The following is a 20,060-nucleotide window of genomic DNA, read 5'->3' as shown; positions in this document are numbered from 1 at the left end:
CTCCTACAGAGGTTCGGGGACCTCAGCCAGAGCCAGGTCGGCTCGCTTTGTCTGTTTGCCGTAATGGCGGAACAAATAGCAGCCATTACTCCAGAAACGGATATGTACACAAAAAACAGCCATAAAAAAACGCCGCTCATCTCACGATGGGCGGCGTTTTTCATTGCGTTGCAACGTTAGGCTTGAACGACCGGGATGTTGGCGTTCGCAGCAGCTTCACGGAACTCGGCGATCTGGTCGAAGGACAGGTAGCGGTAGACATCGGCCGCCATGCTGTCGATCTTGCCAGCGTATTCCATGTACTCCTCGACGGTCGGCAGGCGACCCAGGATGGAAGCCACGGACGCCAGCTCGGCCGAAGCCAGGTAGACGTTCGCGCCGTCACCCAGACGGTTCGGGAAGTTACGGGTCGAAGTCGACACGACAGTCGAGTTCGGCTCTACACGTGCCTGGTTACCCATGCACAGCGAGCAGCCTGGCATTTCCATGCGAGCGCCGGCCTTGCCGTAGATGCCGTAGTAGCCTTCTTCGGTCAGCTGGTGAGCGTCCATCTTGGTCGGCGGCGACAGCCACAGACGGGTTGGCAGCTGACCCTTGACCTGTTCCAGCAACTTGCCGGCGGCGCGGAAGTGACCGATGTTGGTCATGCACGAACCGATGAACACTTCGTCGATCTTCTCGCCAGCAACGCTGGAGAGCAGGCGGGCGTCGTCCGGGTCGTTCGGCGCGCAGAGCACAGGCTCCTTGATGTCGGCCAGGTCGATCTCGATGACTTCGGCGTATTCGGCGTCTTTGTCCGCTTCCAGCAGCTCAGGGTTGGCCAGCCAGGCTTCCATTGCTTGGGCGCGACGTTCCAGAGTACGTGCATCGCCGTAGCCTTCGCCGATCATCCAGCGCAGCAGGGTGATGTTGGACTGCAGGTATTCGGCAATCGACTCTTTGGACAGCTGGATGGTGCAACCGGCAGCCGAACGTTCAGCCGAGGCGTCAGACAGTTCGAACGCTTGCTCTACGGTCAGTTTAGGCAGGCCTTCGATCTCCAGGATGCGACCGGAGAAGGCGTTCTTCTTGCCTTTCTTCTCTACGGTCAGCAGGCCAGCCTGGATCGCGTAGTAAGGAATGGCGTGAACCAGGTCACGCAGGGTGACGCCTGGCTGCAGTTCGCCTTTGAAGCGAACCAGGATCGACTCAGGCATGTCCAGCGGCATGACGCCAGTGGCTGCGGCGAACGCAACCAGGCCGGAACCGGCCGGGAACGAGATGCCGATCGGGAAACGGGTGTGGGAGTCACCACCGGTACCGACGGTGTCTGGCAGCAGCATGCGGTTCAGCCACGAGTGGATGATGCCGTCGCCCGGACGCAGGGAAACGCCGCCGCGGGTCATGATGAAGTCAGGCAGGGTGTGGTGGGTGGTCACGTCGATCGGCTTAGGGTAAGCCGCGGTGTGGCAGAAGGACTGCATCACCAGGTCGGTCGAGAAGCCCAGGCACGCCAGGTCTTTGAGTTCGTCACGGGTCATTGGACCGGTGGTGTCCTGGGAACCCACGGTGGTCATCTTCGGTTCGCAGTAGGTGCCCGGACGAACGCCGGTCACGCCGCAAGCCTTGCCGACCATTTTCTGCGCCAGGGTGAAACCCTTGGTGCTTTCAGCCGGAGCTTCAGGCTTCTTGAACAGGTTCGAAGGTGGCAGACCCAGTTCGGCGCGAGCCTTTTCGGTCAGGCCACGGCCGATGATCAGCGGGATACGGCCGCCAGCGCGAACTTCGTCCAACAGCACCGGAGTCTTCATTTCGAAGGTGGTCAGGACTTCGTCGGTGCCGTGCTTGCAGACTTTGCCAGCATGCGGGTACAGGTCGATCACGTCGCCCATGTGCATGTTGGAAACATCGAATTCGATTGGCAGTGCGCCGGCATCTTCCATGGTGTTGTAGAAGATCGGAGCGATTTTGCTGCCGAAGCAGAAACCGCCGGCACGCTTGTTCGGTACATAAGGAACGTCGTCGCCGAAGAACCACAGTACGGAGTTGGTGGCCGATTTACGCGAAGAACCGGTACCGACCACGTCACCGACGTAGGCGATAGGGAAACCGGCGTTGCGCATTTCTTCGATCTGCTTCATCGGACCGGTGACGCCTTGTGCGTCAGGCACGATGCCGTCGCGAGCCATTTTCAGCATGGCCAGGGCGTGCAGCGGGATGTCTGGACGGGACCAGGCATCAGGAGCAGGGGACAGGTCGTCGGTGTTGGTTTCGCCAGTGACCTTGAATACGCGCAGGCTGATCTTGTCGGCCAGGGTCGGGCGCTTCACGAACCACTCGCCGTCAGCCCAGGATTGCAGCACGCCTTGGGCGTGAACGTTACCGTTCTTGGCTTTTTCAGCGACGTCGTGGAAGGCGTCGAACATCAGCAGGGTGTGCTTGAGTTCTTCGGCCGCTACTGGAGCCAGTTCGGCGTCGTCCAGCAGGTTAACCAGAGTCACGATGTTGTAGCCGCCCTGCATGGTGCCGAGCAGTTCAACAGCGCGCTTCTTGTCGATCAGGGGGGATTTGGCTTCGCCTTTGGCGATGGCGGACAGGAAGCCGGCCTTTACATAGGCTGCTTCGTCCACTCCAGGCGGAACGCGATTGGTGATCAGGTCAACGAGGAATGCTTCTTCGCCAGCCGGGGGATTTTTCAGCAGCTCGACCAGGCCTGCAGTTTGTTCGGCGTTTAGCGGCTGGGGAACGATACCCAGTGCTGCGCGCTCTTCGATATGTTTGCGGTAGGCTTCAAGCACAGTTATTACCCTCATCAGTGGTCCCAAATGGGTGTCCGGGACGCTCATCCCGAAATTGCCGTACTCATGCGCTGCATGGCGTTGTGAGCCACTTAGCCAGAATTACCGACAATTCCTTACAGAAGCTGCTTTCAAAGTTTTACGCCTGCAGAACGGGAGCTGATGAGGGTTGGCGTTGGGCTTTTCCCCGCTGGAAAAACCCCTCGCCAACACCGCTCTGAAGGAACGACTGTGCTCGTGACGCTTTGAAAACAGCTTCTAACGGACATTGGCGCCTAAAAAGGCAGGCTGATTCTACGGCAAAAAAAAATTAAAGGTAAGTCAGTGTTTATTGGACTTTGGTGGTGGCGGTCACCAGAGCCCGATTCTCCACAGGCCCTGAACTTTGAGGGGTGATCAATGGCCGACAAAGGGCTAACATGCCGGCCTGTTCTGCTTTTTCGCGTTTTTGCCTATCTATGCCCAATCAGACCATCAAGACTCCCTGCGTCGGCCTCTGCTCCACTGTTTACGGTGACCTGGTGTGCCGTGGCTGCAAGCGTTTCCACCACGAAGTGATCCACTGGAACGGTTACAACGAGGAAGAAAAGCGCGCGGTATGGCTGCGTCTTGAGCAGTTGCTGTCACAGGTGATGGCCGCCAAGGTGGAAATTTTCGATCCGGCACTGCTCCGAATGCAGCTGGAGCAGCGCAAGATCCGCTTCGTGCCCCATCAGTCGGAATATTGCTGGGCCTACCAGTTGATCGCGCGCGGTGCGCGGGTGATCAACAACCTGGAAGCCTACGGGATGGTGCTGCTGCCGGAGTTTCGCGAGTGGAACCTGCCGGAATTGCGCGACGCCATTGATCGGGAATTTTTCCTGCTCTCCGAAGCCCATTACCAGCGCTATATTGCGCCGGGGTTCCTGCAAGACGCCTTTGGCGGCTGACCCGCTGATATGTGGCGAGGGGGCTTGCCCCCGTTCGGCGGCGTAGCCGTCGCAAATTGAGCTGGCACAGTACATCTGCCGGAATGCAGGGGGCCGCTTCGCGACCCAACGGGGGCGAGCCCCCTCGCCACAAAAGCATGTTCGGCTTCAATGCTTGTCCGCAATCTCCTCGAGATGATCCGCCACTTCCATCGGCTTGAGCACCAGCACATCGCTCTCGACCGCATCGAGCACCACTTCCGCCGTATTGCCGATCAACGCCCCTGACAACCCGCTGCGCGCTACGGTGCCGATCACCGTCACCGCTGCCTGCAGTTTGTGCACCATGAACGGAATCAGCACATCCGCCGGGCCTTCCTCGATGTGCAGGTGGTCATCGTCGATGTCGAATTCCGCCTGGAACGCCTTGCACTGTTCGCGATAGCGCGCCTGGATGGTTTCGCTCAGTTGAAACGTCGGGTCGGCCGCCGACAGCATCGGCGACGGGTGGGCGCTGATCACGTGCAGGCGGGCCTTGGCCAGGGTTGCGATGTCATAGCCATGATCGATGATGGTGTTGTGCAGGTGGCGATGTTCCTGGTCGGTGTTACCGACGTCGATGGCTGCCAGGATCACTTTGTCTTTCCATGAATCGGCGGTTTTCACCAGCAGCACCGGAGTCGGGCAGGACCGCAACAGCTTCCAGTCCTGCGGGGTCAGCAGGGCTTTTTTCAACGGGCTGTCGGGGAAGTGCTGCTTGACCACCAGGCCGCAACCTTCGGCTTGCTGCACATCGACGATGGTTTGGTGTTGGCTGTCGTTCCAGGCCTGCTCGGTGGTGACGCTGTAGCCGTCCTCCGTCAAAGCGGCCTTGAGCACACCCAACATGCCACTGTGATCATGCTTGGGGTCGCACACCAGCAGATGCAACTGCGCCTGGGTCACACCGGCGATCAACTTCGCCCGTTTGAGCGCCAGGCTTTCCGAGTGCTCGGGTTCGATGACCACCAGAATGCTGCGAATGGCTTGCATGAGCGGGATCTCCTGAAAATGAAAAAGCACGGCGTTGCACAACTATAGTTGCTGTCGGCGATTCGGGGACTTGATGCATATCAACGGTCGGCGACTGGTGGTCTGCGGGCAGGCCGGTATAATCGGCGCCCTTCGTTTTGAACCTATTTTTCCGTGAGCCCCATGATTCTTCCCGAAATTCACGAGTTCCTTGGCTGCCGCACCCCCGACGGCTGGATCCAGGCCGCGCTGGCCGATCAGGAAACCCTGCTGATCGACCACAAGAACTGCGAATTCAAGGCCGCCAGCACCGCGTTGAGCCTGATCGCCAAGTATCACTCCCACGTCGATCTGATCAACATGATGTCGCGCCTGGCCCGGGAAGAACTGGTGCACCACGAACAGGTCATGCGCCTGATGAAACGGCGCAAGATCGAACTGCGCCAGCTGTCCGCCGGGCGCTATGCGTCGGGGCTGCGCAAGGTGGTGCGCAGTCACGAGCCGGTGAAACTGGTGGACACCCTGGTGGTCGGCGCCTTCATCGAAGCCCGCAGTTGCGAGCGTTTCGAAGCGCTGGTGCCGCACCTGGACGAAGAACTGGGCAAGTTCTATTTCGGTCTGCTCAAGAGCGAGGCCAGGCATTTCCAGGGTTACCTGAAGCTGGCCTACCAATATGGGGACGCCAAGGACATCGCCCAGGTGATCGACAGGGTCCGTGCCGCCGAGCAGGAACTGATCGAATCCCCGGATGTGGAATTTCGCTTCCATAGCGGCATACCGGCTGCGGCATAAACACCGCAACCCATTGTGGGAGCGAGCTTGCTCGCGATGACGGACCAGGCAGCCACACCTGAGGTGGCTGACAGTCCGCTATCGCGAGCAAGCTCGCTCCCACAGGTTCCGGTGTTAACTGACAGGTATCAGTTTTCTGGCGGGCGCTCAGCTTAGAAATCCCACTTGGTGGTCAACATCACGTTGCGTGGTTCGCCGTAGTACGTGGTGTCGAAGTTGCCCAGGCCCGTCAGGTAGCGTTTGTCGAACACGTTGTTGGCGTTGACGGTGAAGCTCAGGTTTTCGTTGAACTGGTAGCGGCTCATCAGGTCGACGAGGGTGTAGCCACCTTGCTTGATGCGGGTGTCGCCGCCCGTTGTCGGGCTGTAGATCTTGCCGTAGAACGCGCTCTGCCAGCTGATACCGCCACCGATGGTCACCTGATCCAGTGCGCCGGGCAGGCGGTAGGTGGTGAACGTACGCACGACATGTTCCGGTTTGGAGGTCGCCAGCGGGAAGCCAAAGATGCGCTGTTCATCAGCGTCACGGGTGCGGGCGTAGGTATAGCCGGCCGACAGGTTCCAACCTTCGGCCGCTTCACCGGCCAGTTCCAGTTCCACACCCTTGGTGGTTGCGCCGTCGATGGCTTTGTAGATGCCTTCGTTGGTGACCGGGTTGGTTCCGATCGATTCGGCGAGGTTGTCTTGCTCGATGCGGAAGAAGGCCAGGCTGGCGTTCAGTCGCCCGTCGAAGTAAGCGGCTTTCAGGCCGGCTTCGTAACTGGCGCCCTCGACCGGTGCCAGGGTCGAACCGTTGGCGTCCTTGTAGGTTTGTGGCTGGTAGATGCTGGTGTAGCTGGCGTATGCAGAATAGGTGTCGTCCAGGTCATAAACCACACCGGCATAGGGCGTGACCACGCCATGTTCCTTGTAGCTGGCATGGGTGTCATCGAGTCCCGCACCCGGATAGTACGAATAATCCTCGTTGTACTTGAAGGTGCTCAGGCGGCTGCCGAGGATGATCGACAGATCGTCGGTCGCGTGCAGGCGCGTGGCCAGGTACAGGCCATTCTGGCTTTGGATGCGTTCGTACTTGCCGTTTTTCGGGAAGTTCTGTTCCGGCAGATTGCCGTTCCAGTCGTAGATGCTGCCCGGGACCAATTCGAAGGCGCTGGTGTCGTAGGTCGCGCCGGTCTGGCGCGAGTGGGAAGCCATGAAGCCAGCCACCAGTTCATGCTCGCGGCCTCCCAGGGTGAAGGGGCCAGTGACGTTCACGTCAGCGGTGTTTTGCACGCGATGACCTTCCCAGCGACCCCAGTACAGGAACATGCCTTCACCAGTGGCGCGGTCCGGGTTGCCGCCGCTGGCCGAGGCCAGGCGAGTGTCGTGGTCGGTGGTTTTCTGGTCGACGCTAGCCTTGAACTTCCAATCGTTGGCCAGGGCCTGTTCCAGGGAGGCGAAGTAGGTGATGTCGTCGAAGTCACGTCGGCTCCAGTCGGCGCCCGGGTTGAAGTGACGGGGGAAGTCGGTACGGCCGCCGTCCGAGAAGTACACCGGGTTGCCGGTCCAGGACGAGCCGCGCGGGGTGGTGCTTGACTTGTCGACGCCGAAGGTCAGCAGGGTGTCGGGTGTCAGATCGGCTTCGAGGATGCCGTAGAACAGGTCTTTCTTCTGGCTGTAATGATCCTGGTAGGAGTTCTTGTCGGAATAAGCGCCGACAAAGCGGCCACGCACGCTGCCGGAATCGTTCAGCGAACCGGAAATATCGCCGACGCTGCGATACGCGTCCCAGTAACCGACGGTGCCGCTGATCGACGCCTTGAATTCCTTGGTCGGCTTCTTGCGGATCAGGTTGACGGTGGCGGACGGGTCGCCCGAACCGGTCATCAGGCCGGTCGCACCCTTGACGATTTCGATGCGGTCCAGGCTGGACGCGTCGTCGCCGTTGTTAGGGTTTTCACCGTAGACACCGTCATACGGAATGTTCACGCCGTCGTACTGGAAGTTGGTGATGGCAAAGCCGCGGGCGGAAAACTCGGTGCGGTCACTGTCGTACTTCTGCGTCGAAATGCCGGGGGTGTTGCGTAGCGCGTCGCCGATGCTCTGCACACCGCGGTCGTCCATCTGCTGACGGGTAATGACGGTCACCGATTGCGGCGTTTCGCGGATCGACAGGGGCAGGCCGGTGGCCGTGGATGTTGAGCCGGTGGTGTAGGAGTGGGTGCCTTCGGTGGTAGCGCCCAGCGCCTGGCCGGAAATGGTCGTTGCGCCCAGTTGCAGTACGCCGTCGTCCCGGGCCGAGTTCTTTTCGGCATCGGTTTCAGCGGCGTGGACAACGGGTACAAGGCTCAGCAGGGCGGCAGGCAAGGCCAGCGCGAGAGGGCACAAGGCAAAACGGAAACGGGCGACAAGCGGGTGCGACATGGGGATCCCTTTGCATCGAATCGATCGGTAGTTGAAGTGCTTCTGAGGGGTTGACCGAACGAAAAACGCAAAGGGGAACTGCCGTATGAAAAAAACTGATAATTATTCTCGGCAGACCAGGCCGAGACGCTCATGCCACTGGGCGATGGATTCCTCGGGGTACAGATCGAACTGTTGATCCCCGGGCTGCGTCTGCACCTCCACCCACGGCGCTTTTGAACCGAGCATCAGGTGCGTGTGCTCCGGCGGCACCGGCAGCGGCGTGTCGATGGCCGAGGCGAAGGGGTGAATCAACTCAGGCCACTCCGGGCTGAATAGCCACAGAGCCGTTGCGCAGACCGAGCAGAAATGCCGCTCGGCCGTGCTGCTGTGGGCGCGCTTGTCGTCTTGTTCCTTGAGCCGCGCATGGTAAATCGCGATGTGTTTGCGCCCGCGAACCTTGAGGCTGGCGGCATCGCCACCGAGGTTGATCGCATAGCCGCCACCGCCCTGTGTCTTGCGGCAGATCGAGCAGTAACAACGCTGGTAAGGGTAGGGGTGGGCGCTGGTCAAACTGAACGACACCGCGCCGCAATGGCAGGAACCTTCGAGATGCATGGGAGCCTCCGGCTGACTTGAGCGTACCCTGAACAGCCTAGACCGTAAGGGCTACTCGACCGGCACCAGAATCGCGTCGCCGGTCGCCACCAGTTTCAATTGACCGCCTGTTTGCGCGAACAGTTCGGCGCGGGCAAATACCTGTTTCTTGCCGGCCTTCACCACTCGGCCCCGGGCGATGAACACTTCACCGATCGCAGGTGCCAGGCAGTTCACTGAAAAGTGCGAGGCCAGCACGTTGCCCGCCACAGTCCCGGCGGCAAATCCGCAGGCGGTGTCGAGCATCGCGCCAATCAGGCCGGCATGCAGGAAACCGGCGTATTGCGCCATGTCGTTTTCACGAAAGGCCATGGTGAGCTCGGCTTCGCCAGTTTCGGCGCGGGTGACTTCAAAGCCGGCCCAGCGGTTGAAGGCCGAGGTTGAGTTGATCTGTTTGAGTGTGTTGAGCATGGCGAGTCCCTCCGGTTGAGGGTTCAACATGCGCCGGGTGCGGGGGCATGTCATCGTTGATCAGCCAGCGTGATAGGGCGGTGGATTTATGGTGAATATACTGGCCCCATCGCGAGCAAGCTCGCTCCCACATTTGGAATGCAATCCCCTGTGGGAGCGAGCTTGCTCGCGATGAACGATAACGCGGTCCCACTGGACGCCCACTCAAGGCCAAGTCAGCATGTCCCCCTCGAAACCGGGACATAACCCCCATGCGACGCTTACCCTCCCTGGCAGCCCTGCGAACCTTCGAATGCGCCGCCCGTCACGCCCATTTCGGTCGGGCGGCGGCCGAGTTGTGTGTCACCGACAGCGCGGTCAGCCACCAGATTCGCCAACTCGAAGAACAACTCGGTGTGCCGCTGTTCGTGCGCGAGGGCCGGCAGATTCGCCCGACCCTGGCTGCCGGGCGCCTGATGCAAAGTTTGCAGCAGGCTTTCGAACTGATTGGCGATGCCTGCGATGAACTGCGCGACCCTTCATCCCTGGCGGTATTGCGTCTGGCGGTTACCGCCGAGCTGGCGCAAAAGTGGCTGATGAGTCGTCTCACGGATTTCTACGCGCGTTACCCACACATCACCTTGCATCTGTACGAACAGCCGATCGACGCCACGGCACCCGGGGAAGACATCGACCTGGCGATCACCTACGGCACCGGCCCGGTGGACAGCACCGCGTATTTCGTCCGGCCGCTGCCTGCGTTGCAGTTCTTCCCGGTGTGCAGCCCCGGCCTGTTCAACCAGGGCACCCTGAAAACCCCGAAGGACCTGGCCCGCCACTGTCTGCTGCACGACGACCAGGACGGCAAGACCTGGACCGCGTGGCTTACCAGCCATGCCGGTGACCAGCGCCCTGATCGTCAATTGTATTTCGCCCACGCCGGGCTGGCACTGGAGGCCGCGGCCCAAGGGCAGGGCGTGGCCATGGGCGACAACTTGACGGCCCAGGAAGATTTGCTCAGCGGGCGGCTGGTACGGCCGTTCACCTCGAGCATGACCGCGCTGGGCCAATATGCGCTGGTGTGCGAGCGGCTGCGGCTGGAGCGCCCGGCGGTGGCGCAAATGCTGGAATGGTTCAACGATCAGTTGCTCGATTGATGAGTTGAATTCAAGTATTCCGAAATAATCATCGTTGGCGAGCCAGTCGCTGTCGCCCTTAGCCTGTGGTCATTCCAATCCCAGTTGAAGAGGTTTGACCATGGCCCGTTTGCTCGACACCACTCCCAAACAGGACGGTTTCCGCCTGCCTGGCGAATTCGAAGCCAAGTCCGGTTGCTGGCTCGGCTGGCCGGAGCGTACCGACGTCTGGCGCAACGGTGCCAAGCCGGCGCAGAAAGTCTGGGTGCAGATCGTCACCGCCATTTCCATGAGCGAACCGGTCACCGTGTGCGCCTCGGCGGCACAGTTCGCCACCGCGCGTCGCCAGTTGCCGCCGCAAGTACGCGTGGTCGAAATGACCTGCAACGACACCTGGTTCCGCGACAGCGGCCCGTGTTTTGTGGTCAATGACCAGAGTGGCGAAGTGCGCGGCGTCGACTTCGAATTCAACGCCTACGGCGGCCTCGACGGCGGCTTGTACTATCCGTGGGACAAGGACGACCAGATCGCCGGCAAGATCCTCGAAATCGAACGCTTCGACCGCTATCGCGCACCGTTGATCGCCGAACTGGGCGGTATCCAGAGCGACGGCCAGGGCAGCATCCTGACCACTGAGCAATGCCTGCTCAACCGCAATCGCAACCAGCACCTGGGCAAGGACGAAGTCACCCGCCGCCTGACCGATTACCTCGGCGCCGAGCAGGTGATCTGGCTGCCGCGGGGCTGCAAGTTCGATGAAACCGACGGCCACGTCGACGACCTCGCGTGCTTCGTGCGCCCCGGTGAAGTGGTGCTGCAATGGACCGACAACCGCGACGACCCGCAATGGGAAATCTATCAGGAGGCCTACGACATCCTGCGCAGCACCCGCGACAGTCGTGGCCGCGAGTTGATCGTGCACAAGCTGCCGCAGCCGGATGTGCTGGAGTGGACCGCCGAAGAAGCCGAAGGCCTGGACCGGCAGGACAGCACCCATACCCGCCAGGCCGGGACGAAAATCTGCGCGTCGTACATCAACTACTACGCCGGTAACAGCTCCATCGTGGTGCCGCTGTTTGGTGATCGCAACGACAAAGTGGCGCTGGCGACCCTGGCCGAGCTGTTCCCGCAACACAGCATCGTCGGCATCGAAAACTCCCGGGAAATCCTCCTCGGTGGCGGCAACGTCGCGTGCATCACCATGCCGCAGTACGCCGTCACCACCTCCAACAAAAAGGGAGCGTGATCGTGGGCCTGCACAAACTGACTCAAGCAATACTGCTGGTGCTTGCACCCCTGTGTGTGCAGGCTGCCGACACCGCCAAACCGGTGGTCAACCTGTACATCTGGGGCGAGTACCTGGCCCCGGACACCTTGAAGAATTTTGAAGCGAAAACCGGCATCCATGTGGTGGTCGACCACTTCGACTCCCTGGAAACCGTCGAGACCAAGCTGCTCACCGGCCGCAGTGGCTACGATCTGGTGCTGACGGCGGGGCAGCACCTGTCCCGGGCCATCGAGAGTGGCGCGGTGCAGACGGTCGACAAGCAGCAACTGCCGCACTTTGCCGGCGTCGGCGAGGAGTTCCGCCAGCACATGGCGGTGTTCGATCCGGGCAACCGCTATGCCGGGATCTACGCCTGGGGCACCACGGGTGTGGGGTATCAGGAACAGGCTGTCAAACAGCGCCTGCCCGATGCGCCGACCGACAGTTGGGCGATGCTGTTCGATCCGGCCGTGGTCTCGAAATTCGCCGATTGCGGGGTCAGCTTGCTCAACGATCCCAACGAAGTGTTTGCAGCGGTCATGAAGTACCTGGGCCTGGACATCAACCGCCAGAACCTCGATGACTTGAAGTTGGCCGAGCAGCAACTGGCGAAGATTCGTCCGTACATCCGCTACTTCGACAACGACCTGAACATCAGCGACCTGGCCAACGGCAACACCTGCGTGGCGATGTCGTGGAACGGCAACGTGGCCATCGCGGCGGGCCAGGCCGAGGCGGCGGGCAAGCCGTACTCGCTGAAATACCGGATTCCGAAGGAGGGCACGTTGATCTGGTTCGATGCCATGGTCATTCCCAAGGACGCGCCGCATCCGCAGGCCGGCCTGGCGTTGATGGATTACCTGATGACTCCGCAAGTGATCGCGCCGATCACCGACACCATCCACTACGCCAATGCGATTACGGCGGCGGACGGCTTGATCGACCCGGCGATTCGCAACGATCCGGGGACGTATCCGCCGGCCGCGGTCCGGGCTTCGCTGTACAGCAAGAATGACAATGGCAAGGAGTTCAACCGGGCGTTGATCAGGGCGTTCAGCCGGTTGAAGTCGGGGTTGTGACTGGTTTTGGATGATGTGGTGTCGCTACTGACGCCATCGTCGGATCGCCGCCCGGAGCAAGCTCGCTCCCACAGGTTTTGTGTCTGCCAAAGATTTTATGTACACAGAGTCCATGTGGGAGCGAGCTTGCTCGCGATGAACGATAACGCGGTCTACCGGCCAGGCACCCGCCACAAATACCAGGAGGCCACCGTCCGGTACGGGCTCCACCCCAATCCGATCTCGATCATCTGCTTGCGTGTCGGCTGCACCTCCAGGCCCTTGAGTCGCCTATAGCCCTCACGCACGCCAAAGTCATCGGCCGGCAGGATATCCGGCCGCTCCAGGCTGTAGATCAGCAGCATCTCCACGGTCCAGCGGCCCACGCCGCGCAACGTGATCAGGCGCTCGATCAGTGCTTCATCGTCCATGGCCAACGCCGTGGCGTAATCGGGCACCACGCCGTCCAGCGCCGCCTGGGCGATGCCCTGAATGGTCGCGATCTTGCTCGCGGAAAATCCGCAACTGCGCAGTCGGTCGAAATCGGTCGCGACGATCTGTTCAGGCTTGGGAAACGCACCCGAACCGAACAGTGCCAGCAGCCGGCCGACAATCGCATCGCCGGCCTTGGCGTGCAGTTGCTGATAGGCAATCGCCCGCACCAGCGACTCATAGGGATCACGGGCCGCATGCGGCTGGTGCAGGCACGGGCCGACGGCGTCGATGTGGCGGCGCCAGTCGTCATCGATGGTCGCCAGGAACGCACTGGCCGCCTGATAGCCGTCGGCCATGGGCTCAGGCTTTCCCGGACGGTTTCAGCAGAGCGTTCACTTCGCCATAGGTGAGGGCCTTCAGGTCGTGGGTATCGAACTTGCCGGTTTGCAGAAAGCTTTTGGCGATGCCGGCCATGGCACCGTAGAGGAATTCGGCGATGCCTGAACCTGCGGACAGGCGGCGCACACCAATTTCTTTGAGCACTTCGGGTGACGGCAGGCCCGGGAAGCCAAGCACATTCAGCGGCAGCGAGGTGCCGTGGCACAGCGCCTTGATCTCGTACTCCGCGGTAACGCCCGCCGCAAACAGGCCATTGGCACCGGCCGCCTGATACAGCTTGGCGCGCTCGAGGGTTTCGGCGACGCGATCTTCGGCAGGCACCAGACCCCGAAGATAAACATCGGTGCGCGCATTGATGAACAGGTTCACGTTACGTCGATCGGCCACCTGGCGCGCGGTTTCAATCTTGCGTACCAGTAATTCCGGCGGCGAGGAGCCGTCCTCGATATTGATTCCGACAGCGCCGGCGGCAATCACGGCGTCAACCACTGTTGCCACCCGTTCCAGGTCATCGGAATAACCGGCTTCGATGTCCACGGTCAGTGGCACCGAAATGACCCGGGCAATCGACTCGACCGTCGAGACCAGGCGCTCAAGGGGCAGGGTGTTGCCGTCCGGATAGCCATGTACCCAGGCCACCGCCGCACTGCTGGTGGCGACGGCCTTGTTGCCCAGTTGCTCCACCAGCCGCGCACCGGCGGCATCGGCGACGTTGGTGAGGATCAGCAAACCCTCGTGATGCAGTTGGTGCAGTTGATTGTCGAGCCTGTCCATCGAGTTTCCTTCCTTATGAAAAAACTGTGGGGGGATCAGAACGCCAGCTGCTCCGTGAGCTGCACCGCTGCGTTTTCCAGCCTGAGCAGAAACGCCTTGCGCGGCTGGCCTCCAGCGTAGCCGGTCAACGAGCCGTCGGCGCCGATCACCCGGTGGCAGGGCACGACAATCGATAAGCGGTTATGCCCGTTGGCCAGGCCCACCGCCCGACTGGCACCGGGCTTGCCCAGAATCGCCGCAATGGCGCCGTAGGTGGTGGTCCGGCCGTAAGGGATCTTCGCCAGTTCAGCCCAGACCCGGCGGGAGAACTCGCTACCGGGCATGTGCAAGGCCACGCTGAACTCAGTGAGCGTACCGGCGAAATACGCGGACAACTGCTCTTCGATCTGCTGCAAATGCGCGTTGTGCCCCGGTGCCACGGCATAACCGAAACGGTTTTGCAGCGCCTGGACCGAAGGGTTCAGCGAGGCCTGATCGAGAAACTCCAGCAGCACCAGCCCACGCCGTTCGGCCATGGCGATCATCGGCCCCAGGGGGGTGGTCAGGCGCGTGAACAGCAGCGGCTCGCTGTTGGCCGCCCGGCCCGGGGTGATGTGAAAGGATTTTTGAAAGGCATCGCGAAAACCGCTCAGGGACTCGTAGCCGGAATCGAAGGCGACGTCATCGATGGAGTCGCCCTGTTTGATCCCGCCCAGCGCCATGCCCAGGCGCCGGGTGCGCAGCCAGGCGTGGAAGGTCATGCCGAAGTGCTGCTTGAACCAGCGACGCAGTTTCAGTGGTTCGATGCCTTCAGCCAGTAGCCGGGCGTCGGTCCAGCGCTGCTCCGGGTCGGCGTCTACCGACTTGAACAGTTTCTGCACCCAGTCCGGCGCGCTGGCGGCGGTGTCCAGCGGTTTGCAGCGCTTGCAGGCGCGATAGCCCGCCGCCAGGCATTGTTCGGCGCTGGCAAAGAACTCGACGTTCGCAGGCTTCGGGCTGCGGGCGGTGCAACCGGGACGGCAGAAGATGCCTGTGGTCTTGACCGCCGTGAAAAACACCCCCTCGTAGGAGGTGTCTCGTTCGAGCATGGCGCGAACCATCTCGGCACGGGGCGGTAGAAGCGTTTTTTGTAGGTTCATGGGCCCAGCATAGATCGCGTCATGGGCGACCTCCACCGGAAAATCGACAGCGAATTTCGCTCCTTTGAACACTGCGAGTCAATGTGGGAGCGAGCTTGCTCGCGATGGCGGTGTATCAGGCAGCATCAATGTTGAATGTGAGACAGCAATCGCGAGCAAGCCCGCTCCCACATGGGAAAAATATCTACTTCAGGCGCGTCTGGCCATCAGAAGTACCGAAGCCGCCGCCGACAGCAACCCGGCGCAGCAGCGGTTGAACATCCGCTTGCCCGATGGCCTGGCGAACCAGCGGCGCATGTGCAGGCCCATGTAGGCGTAAGCGCCGATGGCGACCCATTCCAGCACCAGAAACAGCGCGCCCAACACCACGAACTGCGGCGCAATGGCGTGGGTCGAGTCGACGAATTGCGGCAGGAACGCGGTGAAAATCAGGATGGCCTTGGGGTTGCCGGCCGCGACCAGGAATTCCTGCCGGGCCAGCGCCAGCGTGCCCACGGGCCCTGAGGTGACTACGTTTTCCACACCCGGATCTGCGCGCCACAATTGCCAGGCGAGGTAGAACAGGTAAGCCGCGCCGAGGATCTTGATGGCGTAGAACAGCAGCTCAGAGGTTTGCAACACCACCGCCAGCCCCGCCGAGGCCAGGGCAATCATCCCGGCGAACGCCAGCAACCGGCCGATGCCGGCCACACACGCGGTGCGGTAGCCATAGCGGGTCGAATTGCTGACCGACAACAGGTTGTTGGGGCCTGGCGCCATGTTGAGGGCAAAACAGGCCGGCAGAAACAGGGTGAGGGTGGCGAGGTCCATGGTGGGCTCCTGTAGCAAGAGCGCTATTTTTATCACGGCTCACCCTTGGCCAGACCCATACAGTCATGGGCGCAAACCACCGTACACGGGGTTATCTGGCGAACTTTTTCGCCCCGGTGACGCAGAGGATCACGGCGACGGTGACACCCAGCATGCCGAGGCTGACATGCTCATGCAGCAGGGTGGCGGCCAGGGTCAGCCCGAAAAACGGCTGAAGCAGCTGCAATTGCCCGACGGCGGCGATGCCCCCTTGGGCCAGGCCGCGATACCAGAACACGAAACCGATCAGCATGCTGAACAGCGAGACGTAAGCCAGGCTGAACCAGGCTGGCGTGCTGATGCCGGTGAACGAAGCCGGCATGCGCATCCAGCTGAGCACGGCCACGACCGGCAGTGACAGCACCAGCGCCCAGCTAATCACCTGCCAGCCACCGAGGGTGCGCGACAGTTTCGCGCCTTCGGCATAACCCAGGCCGCAGGCGAGGATGGCCAGCAGCATCAGGATGTCGCCTTGGGGGGAGGCGGTCAGCCCTTGGGACAGGGCAAACCCGACCACCAGCAGGCTGCCCAGCACCGAGAAAATCCAGAACGCCGCCCTTGGCCGCTCGCCGCCGCGCAGAACGCCAAACACCGCTGTTGCCAGGGGCAACAGGCCGACGAAGACAATGGAGTGCGCGGAAGTCACGTATTGCAGCGCCAGCGCGGTCAACAGGGGAAAGCCGATGACCACGCCCAGGGCGACGATCATCAACGGAATCAGTTGCTGGCGCGCCGGGCGTTTTTCCTTGAATAACCACAGCAGGCACAACGCCAGGACCGCCGCGATGGTCGCGCGCGCAACCGTCAGGAACACGGGGTCAAACTCCAGCACCGCCACCCGTGTCGCCGGCAGCGAGCCGCTGAAAATCACCACGCCGATCAGGCCGTTGATCCAGCCGCTGGTGCTGTTTTCCAGCGTCCGGGGTTGCAGGTTCGAGGTCCGTTCCATTTGGCTCACGCTCATTGTCTGATTGCACGAAACTCATCCTATGAGCGAGTATCGATACAATCAAAAAATTGTCATGGATACATCTCGACATGCCTCGATCCCGCTACAAGACTCTGGTAGATGCCTTTGCCGCCGACATCCGCTCCGGGCATCTGCCGCCCGGTACGCGCCTGCCGACTCACCGGCAACTGGCAACCGAGCACGGTCTGGCGCTGGTCACCGCCAGCCGGGTGTATGCCGAGCTGGAGGGTATGGGCCTGGTCAGCGGCGAAACCGGACGCGGGACCTTTGTCAGGGAGACCTCGCTGCCGCCGGGGCAGGGCATCTCGCAGCACGTGGTGGCGGCGGGGATGATCGACCTGAATTTCAACTACCCGTCATTGCCCGGTCAGGCCGACCTGTTGCGCACTGCCTTGCGTCAACTGGCGTTGTCCGGGGACCTTGAATCTCTCCTGCGCTATCAGCCTCACGCAGGACGCCTGCACGAGCGGGCCTCGGTCGCGCGCCATCTGCTTGATCGGGGGCTGAGCGTGCCGGCTGAACAGGTGTTGATCGTCAGCGGCGCCCAGCATGGCCTGGCGGTGGCGATGATGACGCTGCTCAAACCAGGTGATGTGATCGCCGCCGATGCGCTGACCTATCCCGGTTTCAAGACGCTGGCCGAAACCCTGCATCTGGAAGTCTTGCCCATTCCGGTCACGGATACCGGGCCTGATCTGCCCGCACTGGAAAAACTCTGTCGCAGCCGATCGGTACGGGCGCTGTACTCGATGCCGACCCTGCACAACCCTTTGGGCTGGGTGATGGACCTGGAACAGCGCAAGCAGTTGGTGGCGATTGCGCGCCGGCATGACCTGACGATCATCGAGGACGCCGCCTACGCGTTCCTGGCTGAAAACGTACCGCCACCGTTGGCCGAGCTGGCGCCGGAGAGGACGGTGTATGTGTCCGGTCTGTCGAAGAATGTCGCCACCGGGCTGCGCGTCGGTTTCATCGCCGCACCGGCGCAATGGGTCGCAGCGTTCGAGCGCACGATCATGGCGACCACCTGGAACACTCCCGGCGTTGTGACCGCCATCGCCACGGCCTGGCTCGACGATGGCACCGTCAGCCAACTGGAATCGCAAAAGCGTGCAGACGCCCGGGCCCGGCAAGCCCTGGCCCGCGAGATGCTGGCAGGGCTCAGGACCATCAGTCACCCCAATTCCTACTTCATCTGGCTGCCGTTGGCGGAGGACGCCCGGGCCGACCAGATCGCCATGGCGCTGATGCGCGAGCAGGTGTCGGTGTCGCCGGCCGAGCCTTTTGCGATTTCGGCCCACGTGCCACACGCGATACGCCTGGCGTTGGGTTCGGTGGACATGGACTCGTTGCGCACTGCCTTGAGCAAAGTGAAAAGCATCGTCAGCTATTACTCGTAGCGAGGCCGGGAAGGGTAGTTTTCTTCAATACGCGAACCGGTGGGGTCTTTACCTTGAGGGCCTTGTTCAACTCGATGGAAGAAGGTGTGCAATGAGTCTGATGATGTCCATGGCAGCGTTTGCGCTGGTCGCGTCCATCACGCCGGGGCCGGTCAACATTGTGGCGTTGAGTTCCGGCGCGCGGTTTGGCTTCCGGGCCAGCCAGCGTCACGTGGCCGGGGCCACCCTGGGGTTTGTTTTGCTGTTGGTGCTGATGGGGTTGGGGCTGCATGAGTTGTTGCAACGATGGCCGGCACTGACGCAGGGGGTGCAATGGGCAGGCGTGGCGTTTCTGTTGTACATGGCCTTCAAGCTGGCGGCCGACAATGGGCAGGTGCAAACCAGCGAATCGGCGCAGGCGCCGTCGATGCTGTATGGCGCCATCATGCAATGGCTCAACCCGAAAGCCTGGCTGGCCTGCGTGGCCGGCATGGGCGCGTTTGTCGCCGATGGCGAGGCACGCCTGGTTTGGCAATTCGCCGCGATCTACCTGGTGATCTGCTATGCGTCGGTCGGTTGCTGGGCTTATGCCGGGACGTTTCTGCGCGGCTTTTTGCACAACCCGGCCGGCATGCGCCTGTTCAATCGCACCATGGCGTTGCTGCTGGTGGTGAGCGCGGTGTACCTGTTGCTGCCGTAACGGCAGTCACTGCAGGTTTTGTTGCGAGAGAGCACTTTGTGGCGAGGGGGCTTGCCCCCGTTGGGCTGCGAAGCGGCCCCCGACGTTCTTTCAGACATACATTGCATGCAGGATTTACGACGGCTGCGCCGCCCAACGGGGGCAAGCCCCCTCGCCACAGGGGAGAGTCAGGCTCAAGAGCCTCTTTGTGTTGCCTCAGCCCCGATACTGCCCCGGTGTCGCCGCCAGGTGCTGTTTGAATGCCCGTTGAAAATGCGCCTGATCGGCGAACCCCGCTTCCAGTGCCACGTCCGCAATCAGCTTGCCGCTGCGCAATTGATCCTGGGCGAACTGGATGCGCCGGTTCACCAGGAACGCGTGGGGCGTCATGCCGTAATGCTGTTTGAAGGCGCGGATCAGGTAGGACGGTGACAGTTGCGCCGCCTCGCATATGTCTTCGAGTTTGAGGGTTTGCGTGCAGTGGTCGCGGATGTAATCGGCAGCACGCTCCAGCTTGAAATTGGGTTCGCGCAGCGGCTGATCGATCGGGTTCAATCGCTGCTGCACATCAGTGAAAAACTCCACCGCCACGCTGTGTTTACGCAGCACGTCTTGCTGTGGATCGACCAGTACCTCATACAAGCCCGCGAGGCCGGCAAACAGGTTGGCGTCCCGGGTATGGGTCACTGAAAAGCGGCGAAACGCCGCGTCATCGCAGAACCCGAGCTGATGCTGCAAATCGGTCAGCCACGGCGTATCGACGTACAGCATCAGGTACGACCAGGGTTGGTCTTCGATCGGGTTGCAGGCGTGGACGTCACCGGGGTTCATCAGCACGACAGTGCCGACGCTGACCTCGAACGCCGACTGCTCATGGAGATAGGTGCTGCGCCCGGCGGTGATCGCCCCGATGGAAAAGTGCTCGTGGGCGTGCCGTGTGTAGCAGACTTCACGCCCGTCGGCGATGGCGCGGGCTTCGATGAAGGGCAGGGCGTCATCGCGCCAGAAGCGCGGGGCCTTGTCGGCGTTCTTGGCAACGGCGTGCTTCATGCTCGCTCCTCGGCAGGTCAGTGCCCGAGT

Annotated in this window: 18 protein-coding genes; 7 read left to right on the top strand and 11 right to left on the bottom strand. The window is 61.6% G+C overall.

What is annotated here, in order from left to right; translation table 11 throughout:
• Positions 1-176 precede the first annotated feature (176 nt).
• Entirely contained in the window at positions 177-2,777 is a 2,601-nt protein-coding gene (gene acnB, locus PSJE_RS04265) for a bifunctional aconitate hydratase 2/2-methylisocitrate dehydratase (RefSeq protein WP_090454986.1), read from the bottom strand.
• A 458-nt stretch (positions 2,778-3,235) separates the two neighbouring features.
• Here acnB and PSJE_RS04260 point away from each other — a divergent pair, with 458 nt between their 5' ends.
• Complete coding sequence (locus PSJE_RS04260) at positions 3,236-3,706, top strand: DUF1289 domain-containing protein (RefSeq protein ID WP_057715064.1); 471 nt, start codon at positions 3,236-3,238, stop codon at positions 3,704-3,706.
• A 147-nt stretch (positions 3,707-3,853) separates the two neighbouring features.
• Here the strand turns inward: PSJE_RS04260 and PSJE_RS04255 are convergent, their stop codons facing one another.
• Positions 3,854-4,717, bottom strand: coding sequence for a universal stress protein (locus PSJE_RS04255; protein WP_057715063.1), 864 nt, complete (start codon positions 4,715-4,717; stop codon positions 3,854-3,856).
• 162 nt (positions 4,718-4,879) lie between these two features.
• Here PSJE_RS04255 and PSJE_RS04250 point away from each other — a divergent pair, with 162 nt between their 5' ends.
• On the top strand, positions 4,880-5,488 hold the full coding sequence (locus PSJE_RS04250) for a MiaE family protein (protein ID WP_090454987.1): 609 nt from the start codon (positions 4,880-4,882) through the stop codon (positions 5,486-5,488).
• A 152-nt stretch (positions 5,489-5,640) separates the two neighbouring features.
• Here the strand turns inward: PSJE_RS04250 and PSJE_RS04245 are convergent, their stop codons facing one another.
• The 3 genes from PSJE_RS04245 to PSJE_RS04235 all read right to left on the bottom strand — a co-directional run bounded on the left by PSJE_RS04245 (position 5,641) and on the right by PSJE_RS04235 (position 8,937).
• Complete coding sequence (locus PSJE_RS04245; protein ID WP_090454988.1) at positions 5,641-7,890, bottom strand: TonB-dependent siderophore receptor; 2,250 nt, start codon at positions 7,888-7,890, stop codon at positions 5,641-5,643.
• Between the two features lie 102 nt (positions 7,891-7,992).
• Entirely contained in the window at positions 7,993-8,487 is a 495-nt protein-coding gene (locus PSJE_RS04240) for a GFA family protein (protein WP_090454989.1), read from the bottom strand.
• A gap of 51 nt (positions 8,488-8,538) precedes the next feature.
• Positions 8,539-8,937, bottom strand: a complete 399-nt coding sequence (locus PSJE_RS04235) for a PaaI family thioesterase (protein WP_090454990.1) — start codon at positions 8,935-8,937, stop codon at positions 8,539-8,541.
• 251 nt (positions 8,938-9,188) lie between these two features.
• On the opposite strand from PSJE_RS04235, the gene PSJE_RS04230 reads away from it, so the two are divergent.
• From PSJE_RS04230 to PSJE_RS04220, 3 genes are all read left to right on the top strand, one after another.
• Positions 9,189-10,073 carry a LysR substrate-binding domain-containing protein gene (locus PSJE_RS04230; RefSeq protein ID WP_090454991.1) on the top strand — a complete coding sequence of 295 codons (885 nt, stop codon included), beginning with the start codon at positions 9,189-9,191 and terminating at the stop codon, positions 10,071-10,073.
• A gap of 100 nt (positions 10,074-10,173) precedes the next feature.
• Positions 10,174-11,298 carry an agmatine deiminase gene (aguA, locus tag PSJE_RS04225; RefSeq protein WP_090454992.1) on the top strand — a complete coding sequence of 375 codons (1,125 nt, stop codon included), beginning with the start codon at positions 10,174-10,176 and terminating at the stop codon, positions 11,296-11,298.
• A gap of 2 nt (positions 11,299-11,300) precedes the next feature.
• Positions 11,301-12,398 (top strand): extracellular solute-binding protein, encoded by a 1,098-nt coding sequence (locus PSJE_RS04220; protein WP_090454993.1) that lies wholly within the window; start codon positions 11,301-11,303, stop codon positions 12,396-12,398.
• A 152-nt stretch (positions 12,399-12,550) separates the two neighbouring features.
• Here PSJE_RS04220 and PSJE_RS04215 read toward each other — a convergent pair whose 3' ends face one another.
• From PSJE_RS04215 to PSJE_RS04195, 5 genes are all read right to left on the bottom strand, one after another.
• Positions 12,551-13,168, bottom strand: coding sequence for a DNA-3-methyladenine glycosylase family protein (locus tag PSJE_RS04215; protein ID WP_090454994.1), 618 nt, complete (start codon positions 13,166-13,168; stop codon positions 12,551-12,553).
• Between the two features lie 4 nt (positions 13,169-13,172).
• Positions 13,173-13,985 carry an isocitrate lyase/PEP mutase family protein gene (locus tag PSJE_RS04210; RefSeq protein ID WP_090454995.1) on the bottom strand — a complete coding sequence of 271 codons (813 nt, stop codon included), beginning with the start codon at positions 13,983-13,985 and terminating at the stop codon, positions 13,173-13,175.
• A gap of 35 nt (positions 13,986-14,020) precedes the next feature.
• Positions 14,021-15,103, bottom strand: a complete 1,083-nt coding sequence (locus tag PSJE_RS04205; protein ID WP_090457860.1) for a bifunctional transcriptional activator/DNA repair enzyme AdaA — start codon at positions 15,101-15,103, stop codon at positions 14,021-14,023.
• A gap of 189 nt (positions 15,104-15,292) precedes the next feature.
• On the bottom strand, positions 15,293-15,913 hold the full coding sequence (locus PSJE_RS04200) for a LysE family translocator (protein ID WP_090454996.1): 621 nt from the start codon (positions 15,911-15,913) through the stop codon (positions 15,293-15,295).
• A 91-nt stretch (positions 15,914-16,004) separates the two neighbouring features.
• Entirely contained in the window at positions 16,005-16,901 is an 897-nt protein-coding gene (locus PSJE_RS04195; RefSeq protein ID WP_090454997.1) for a DMT family transporter, read from the bottom strand.
• 89 nt (positions 16,902-16,990) lie between these two features.
• On the opposite strand from PSJE_RS04195, the gene PSJE_RS04190 reads away from it, so the two are divergent.
• Positions 16,991-18,322, top strand: coding sequence for an aminotransferase-like domain-containing protein (locus PSJE_RS04190; protein ID WP_090454998.1), 1,332 nt, complete (start codon positions 16,991-16,993; stop codon positions 18,320-18,322).
• Positions 18,323-18,413: 91 nt separating this feature from the next.
• On the top strand, positions 18,414-19,001 hold the full coding sequence (locus tag PSJE_RS04185; protein WP_057715053.1) for a LysE family translocator: 588 nt from the start codon (positions 18,414-18,416) through the stop codon (positions 18,999-19,001).
• 195 nt (positions 19,002-19,196) lie between these two features.
• Here PSJE_RS04185 and PSJE_RS04175 read toward each other — a convergent pair whose 3' ends face one another.
• The gene (locus PSJE_RS04175) at positions 19,197-20,030 is read right to left on the bottom strand and encodes an AraC family transcriptional regulator (RefSeq protein ID WP_090454999.1); all 834 of its coding nucleotides are present in this window, start codon (positions 20,028-20,030) and stop codon (positions 19,197-19,199) included.
• Between the last annotated feature and the right edge of the window lie 30 nt (positions 20,031-20,060).

This window comes from Pseudomonas jessenii, from assembly GCF_002236115.1.
In the GTDB taxonomy this organism is placed as follows: Bacteria; Pseudomonadota; Gammaproteobacteria; order Pseudomonadales; family Pseudomonadaceae; genus Aquipseudomonas; species Aquipseudomonas jessenii.
This window is presented reverse-complemented; position numbering and strand designations above follow the sequence as displayed.